Annotated in this window: 7 protein-coding genes; 6 read left to right on the top strand and 1 reads right to left on the bottom strand. The window is 58.7% G+C overall.

Annotation, left to right across the window (positions count from 1 at the left end; all coding sequences use genetic code 11):
• Positions 1-18 precede the first annotated feature (18 nt).
• The 3 genes from Q0M35_RS16685 (at position 19) to Q0M35_RS16695 (ending at position 3,577) form a co-directional block, all read left to right on the top strand.
• Positions 19-333, top strand: a complete 315-nt coding sequence (locus Q0M35_RS16685) for a hypothetical protein (protein ID WP_295317398.1) — start codon at positions 19-21, stop codon at positions 331-333.
• A gap of 82 nt (positions 334-415) precedes the next feature.
• Positions 416-2,308, top strand: coding sequence for a propionyl-CoA synthetase (locus tag Q0M35_RS16690; protein ID WP_295317399.1), 1,893 nt, complete (start codon positions 416-418; stop codon positions 2,306-2,308).
• Positions 2,309-2,341: 33 nt separating this feature from the next.
• A complete protein-coding gene (locus Q0M35_RS16695; RefSeq protein ID WP_295317400.1) occupies positions 2,342-3,577 on the top strand; it encodes an adenylate/guanylate cyclase domain-containing protein in 1,236 nt (411 codons plus the stop codon).
• 60 nt (positions 3,578-3,637) lie between these two features.
• Here the strand turns inward: Q0M35_RS16695 and Q0M35_RS16700 are convergent, their stop codons facing one another.
• Entirely contained in the window at positions 3,638-3,844 is a 207-nt protein-coding gene (locus Q0M35_RS16700; protein ID WP_295317401.1) for a CsbD family protein, read from the bottom strand.
• Between the two features lie 181 nt (positions 3,845-4,025).
• On the opposite strand from Q0M35_RS16700, the gene Q0M35_RS16705 reads away from it, so the two are divergent.
• The 3 genes from Q0M35_RS16705 to Q0M35_RS16715 are packed head-to-tail and all read left to right on the top strand — an operon-like array spanning position 4,026 to position 5,613.
• Positions 4,026-4,484: a hypothetical protein gene (locus Q0M35_RS16705; RefSeq protein ID WP_295317402.1), complete on the top strand. Its 459-nt coding sequence runs from the start codon at positions 4,026-4,028 to the stop codon at positions 4,482-4,484.
• The gene (locus Q0M35_RS16710) at positions 4,481-5,041 is read left to right on the top strand and encodes a hypothetical protein (protein WP_295317403.1); all 561 of its coding nucleotides are present in this window, start codon (positions 4,481-4,483) and stop codon (positions 5,039-5,041) included. The genes Q0M35_RS16705 and Q0M35_RS16710 overlap by 4 nt, the downstream gene beginning before the upstream one ends.
• On the top strand, positions 5,041-5,613 hold the full coding sequence (locus tag Q0M35_RS16715; RefSeq protein WP_295317404.1) for an SCO family protein: 573 nt from the start codon (positions 5,041-5,043) through the stop codon (positions 5,611-5,613). The genes Q0M35_RS16710 and Q0M35_RS16715 overlap by 1 nt, the downstream gene beginning before the upstream one ends.
• Positions 5,614-5,774 lie beyond the last annotated feature (161 nt).

Consider the following 5,774-nt stretch of genomic DNA (forward strand, 5'->3'; position numbering starts at 1 on the left):
TGCAGAACGGAACAACCCATGAAACTTGCCACAAAACCTTTTGTCGCCCTCGCCGCCGCCCTTTCCCTGAGCGCCTGCGCATCCGTCATAAACGAACAGCGTGACACCATCACCGTCGAAGGTGTTGAGTTCACAACCCTGACGCGCACCTGGCAGCAGGACAACAGGACCTGGACGACAGGAGATGTCATTGTCTTCGGGCGCACCTATGGCTGCGACACCCGCACACCGGGCGCCTGTGAAGGGGTCGTGACACGTCTGCGCAATTCCGATTCCGGTCGTTATCGTGACGACCCCGGAAACGCCGCAAGCTTCCTTATTCCGGGGGTTTAGCGCTCACAGGTCCGCCTGCGGGTCTTGCCCTCCTCCTGAACCGGGCGTAACCATTGTTGCGGACCAGCGGGGAGGACGTTCCATGTCATATCGCGAGATTTACCAGGCCAGCCTGGATGACCCCGAAGGTTTCTGGATGCAGGCAGCCGAAGCGATCGATTGGGATCTCAAGCCGTCGCGTGCGCTGCATGAGAAGGGCGACAATCTGTATGAATGGTATGCCGACGGCATGGTCAACGGCTGTCGCAACGCCGTAGACCGTCATGTCGAAAACGGCCGCGGCGACCAGGCGGCGATCATTTACGACAGCCCCGTCACCGGCACGAAATCAACCATCACCTACCGCGAACTGCAATCACGTGTGGCCTCTCTGGCCGGGGCGCTGGTGGCGCAGGGTGTGGGCAAAGGTGACAGGGTGATCATCTATATGCCGATGGTGCCCGAGGCGCTGGAAGCGATGCTCGCCTGTGCCCGCATAGGTGCTGTGCACTCGGTGGTCTTTGGCGGATTTGCCGCCAATGAACTCGCGGTTCGCATTGATGACTGTGCGCCCAAAGCCATTATCGCCGCCTCCTGCGGGCTCGAACCCGGTCGGATTGTGAAATACAAGCCGTTGCTCGACAGTGCCATCGAACAGGCCGCGCACAAGCCTGATGTCTGCATCATTCTGCAGCGTGAACAGGAAAAAGCGGACCTGATCGAGGGACGTGATCTGGACTGGCACGCGGCACAGGAGGGTGTCACGCCGGCGGACTGTGTGCCGGTCGAAGGTAATCACCCGGCCTATATCCTTTATACTTCAGGGACCACCGGCGCACCCAAGGGAGTGATCCGCCCGACAGCCGGGCATCTGGTGGCGCTGCACTGGACAATGAAAAATATCTATGACGTTGATCCGGGTGATGTGTTCTGGGCGGCCTCGGATGTGGGCTGGGTCGTCGGGCACAGTTACATCTGCTATGGTCCGCTGGTGCATGGCAATACTACGGTGGTTTTTGAGGGTAAACCGGTTGGCACACCCGATGCCGGCACGTTCTGGCGGGTCATCTCCGAGCACAACGTGCGCAGTTTCTTCACCGCCCCCACCGCTATCCGCGCTGTAAAACGAGAAGACCCCAAAGGGCTGGAACGCGAAAAGTACGATCTTTCCTGCCTGCGGGCACTCTATCTGGCTGGCGAGCGCGCCGACCCCGACACCATTGAATGGGCTCAGAAAATTCTCGATGTCCCGGTCTATGATCACTGGTGGCAGACGGAGACGGGCTGGACCATTGCAGGCAATCCGGCGGGCTGCGAGGCCATGCCGGTGAAGATCGGCTCACCAACGGTTGCGATGCCCGGCTACGACGTGCAGATTCTCGACGAAGCCGGCCACCCGGTTGCAGCCGGAGAACTTGGCGCAATCGCTGTGCGGCTGCCGCTGCCGCCCGGCACGCTGCCAACGCTGTGGAACGCGACCGACCGGTTTCGCAAAAGCTATCTGACGACCTTCCCGGGGTATTACGAGACCGGCGACGCGGGCATGATCGATGAGGACGGATATCTCTACATCATGGCGCGCACAGACGATGTGATCAACGTGGCCGGTCACAGGCTGTCCACGGGTGCAATGGAAGAGGTTCTTGCGGGCCATCCGGATGTGGCGGAATGTGCTGTCGTGGGTGTTTCGGATGAGCTGAAAGGCCAGGCGCCGCTGGGACTGGTCTGCCTCACAACCGGTGTGAACCGACCGCATGAGGAGATCACAACCGAATGTGTGAAGCTTGTGCGCGAGAAAATCGGACCCGTCGCCGCATTTAAGAACGCGCTCGTTGTGGACCGTCTGCCAAAGACCCGGTCAGGAAAAATCCTGCGCGCTACAGTCGTGAAAATCGCCGACAATCAGGATTTCAAGATGCCCGCGACGATCGATGATCCGGCCATTCTGGATGAAATCCGCGACGCATTGCGAACAATCGGTTATGCTCAGGGGTGACACGCCACACCTGATCCCACGAGACCGGAAACGATGCTGGAGAATGACCCTGAAGCTGACGCGCTGAAGGCTGCTGTGGCCGCATTGTCAGCGCGGCTGCTTAACCTCGGTCTTGAAGGTGCTCATTTCAGCGACCTGCTTGAGGTATTCTGCACAGGCCTGAACGGTTTCGGTGCCGGACTGATGCGGGTGCATGTCACCCTGCGCGCACATCACCCGGAATTCGGAAGCATCGCACACCGCTGGCGGCGTGATGACGGCACCGAAAGTCAGACATTTAACCATATCTATACGCCACGTCGGGAATGGGTCAGCAGCCCGCTTTATTATCTGTCTGAAAACAATATCAGCGAAATTCGCCAGCGCCTGACCGACCCTGATCCGGTACTTGATTTTCCGTTCTTCGACGAGCTTCGCGCGTCCGGCGGAACGGATTACATCGCGCTCAAGGTATTTTTCTTTGCACCCGGGGATAATCTTGCGATTGATCCGAACCACGCCCCCGAAGGCTGTCTTATCTCTCTGACGGGAGACGGACCGGACGGATTCTCAGAACAACACCTTCAGGCGGCACGTGATCTTCTGCCTTCTTTACTGCTGGCTTTGAAATCTAACGCCAACCATCAGATGGCAACCGACATTGCGGCCACATATCTGGGCCGCGATGCTGGCGCACGGGTGCTGTCCGGTGACATCATCCGTGGCTCAGTACAGCATATCGACGCCGTCATCTGCTATTTCGACCTGTCAGGTTTTACAAAAATTTCTGAGGCACTCGGCGGAGAAGACATTGTTGAGATGTTGAACGATTATTTCTGCATCACGGTTGATGTCATCGAAAACCACGGTGGGAACGTCCTGAAATTCATGGGCGACGGTATGCTGGCCGTTTTTGACGTGCAGAAAAACAAAGATGCAAACCGGGCGGCAATTGAGGCCGCAGCCGCTCTGCGCCGCGAGATGAAGCTCGTCAGCGACCGGCGCGCAGCCGAAGGTCTGACCGGAACCGGGTTCACACTCGCCCTGCACAGCGGAGAAGTACTCTATGGCAATATCGGCGGACGGACACGGCTCGATTTCACGGTCATCGGCCCTGCGGTCAACACCACGGCACGTTTGTCGGCTATGACCGCGCATGTGGATCAGAACATCGTGATCTCTGCCCGCGTGGCGCGCCCGCTGCTGGAAACGCGCGACGATCTGGTTTCGCTGGGCTGGTACCGGTTGCGCGGTGTAAGAGAGCGTCAGGAACTGTTTACCCTGGATTGAAGCGGCCCCCAAAAAAAACGGCCCCCCGAAGGGAGCCGCCTTTATCACCGGGACCCGGTATCAGGACGCTTTCTGCCGCGCGATGAAATCATTCATCTGGCGCTCTGCCTCATCTTTGGCAAGGCCGTAGCGCTCCTGAATCAGGCCAAGCAACTGACGGGCATCGCCCTCTGTCTCAGCGACTTCATCGTCGGTCAGTTTGCCCCATTCGGACTGCACTTCACCGCGCATCTGATTCCAGTTACCTTTAATCACATCGAAATTCATTGTCTGCTCCTTTCGTTTGTCCGGTCACCGCATCCGGCGTACCCGGACACGTAGAGTTCTGGTTAATCAACGTGGCAACCGGCCGGGTTGTTCCGGAAATTGTGATCGGCACCACAGTTCAACGGAGTTGACGCAGTGCAGCCCCGTCGCCAGGCTTCTACCGACCCGGGGGAGGGCATTTATGCAAAACTGGCTGAAGATTTCCGTGATATTGTTAACCGGTCTGAGCGCGCAAAGCGCTGCTGCCGCTGAGGGCACCCGTATTAAGGTGACCGGCGAGATCATCGACACCTGGTGCTATTATTCGGGCGTAATGGGCGGGCCCGATGCGGTTGTCGGATCGGCGCATCACACCTGCGCGCTCTGGTGTTCCGCAGGCGGGATCCCCGTGGGACTGCTGGCCGAAGACGGCACAGTCTATACGGTGCTCAAAATCGCAAAGGACGCGCAGTCAGCGGGTGGTGACACGCAACTGAGCCTTGCAGCCCATACCGTGACAGCAGACGGAATGCTCTATGAACGCGACGGGCTGAAATATCTGGTGGTCTCCGAGGTCGTCAGCGACATGGATATCGTAAACCCCACGCATGAAGATTACGGCACAGTCCCGCCCTTTTCCTTTCCGGAGCCCGCGCAATGATGAGATACCTTCTGGCGATACTGCTCTGTGCAGGCCCCGTGAGTGCACAGGATTTTTCGGAAGGCTCCGAGGCGAAAACCTGGAACCTTTACGCGGAAGCGCCTGCGCGGTTCGAAGCCACTGTGGTCGATATACTCTGTGAGCTGACCGGCGATTGCCCGCAGGATTGCGGCGACGGCATGCGGCAGCTCGGCCTTGTGCGCACAGCCGATAACGTGATGGTCCTGCCGATGAAAAACAGCCAGCCGGCCTTTACCGGTGCTGCTGCAGAGCTCGCGCCGTTCTGCAATCAGGTCATCGAAGTGGACGGCCTGCTGATCGAGGACGAAGATCTGGGCGCCAGCAATATCTACCTTGTGCAGCGCATAAAAGCCGGTGACGCGGACTGGATCAAGGCAAACACCTGGACGAAGAAATGGGCAGAACGTCACCCAGAAGCGGCAGGCAAAGGTCCGTGGTTCCGGCGTGATCCGCGGGTAAACGAGGTGATCGGGCGGGAAGGGTATCTCGGGCTCGGACCGGAAGCTGATGAAACCTATGCCGAGGAAAATTTCTGATGAAGGCGGCGTGGATTGCAGCAGGGATCTTGCTGGTGACGCCTCATGCAGGTGCAGCGCAGGCGCCTTTGCCCTTTGACGTTGGCGGATCTTTTGAACTTACGGACCACAACGGTCAGCCCCGCACGCAGGAAAGCCCCGAAGGCCACGCGCAACTACTCTTTTTCGGCTATGCAAACTGCCAGAATATATGTTCCGCTGCGCTGCCCCTGATGGCGCAGGTCGTCGATAAACTTGCCGATGATGGTATCGCGGTCACGCCCGTGATGATCACCGTCGCACCTGACCAGGACCAGGTGGGAACAATGGCAGCCCCTCTCAAAGAGATTCATCCCGGTTTTGTCGGACTGACCGGAGATGCCGATCGCCTCCAGGTGGCTTATGATGCATTTTCTGTAGAGATTGAGCCGCTCTTTGAGGACCCCGAATATGGCTGGATCTACTCCCACGGCAGTTTCATCTATCTGCTGGATGAGGCGGGCGCTGTGCTGACGCTTGTGCCGCCGGTTCTGAGCGTGGATGAGACGACGCGGATCGTGCGCACCTATGTAACCCCCGCACAAGGCACCTGAAACCCCGGTCCCGGCCCGCGTCACTCAGGCTTTGTCACTGGGGCGGGGTTGTTCGCCGGAAGCGTCCGGGCGGTCTCTGTCTGATGGTATGAGTCCGTAGGGTGCCGCGATATCCCAGACATGTGCAGGCACCATGTTTTTTATTTTAGCCGGCGCGCTGT

Source organism: Roseobacter sp., assembly GCF_024639605.1.
Taxonomy (GTDB): domain Bacteria; phylum Pseudomonadota; class Alphaproteobacteria; order Rhodobacterales; family Rhodobacteraceae; genus Roseobacter.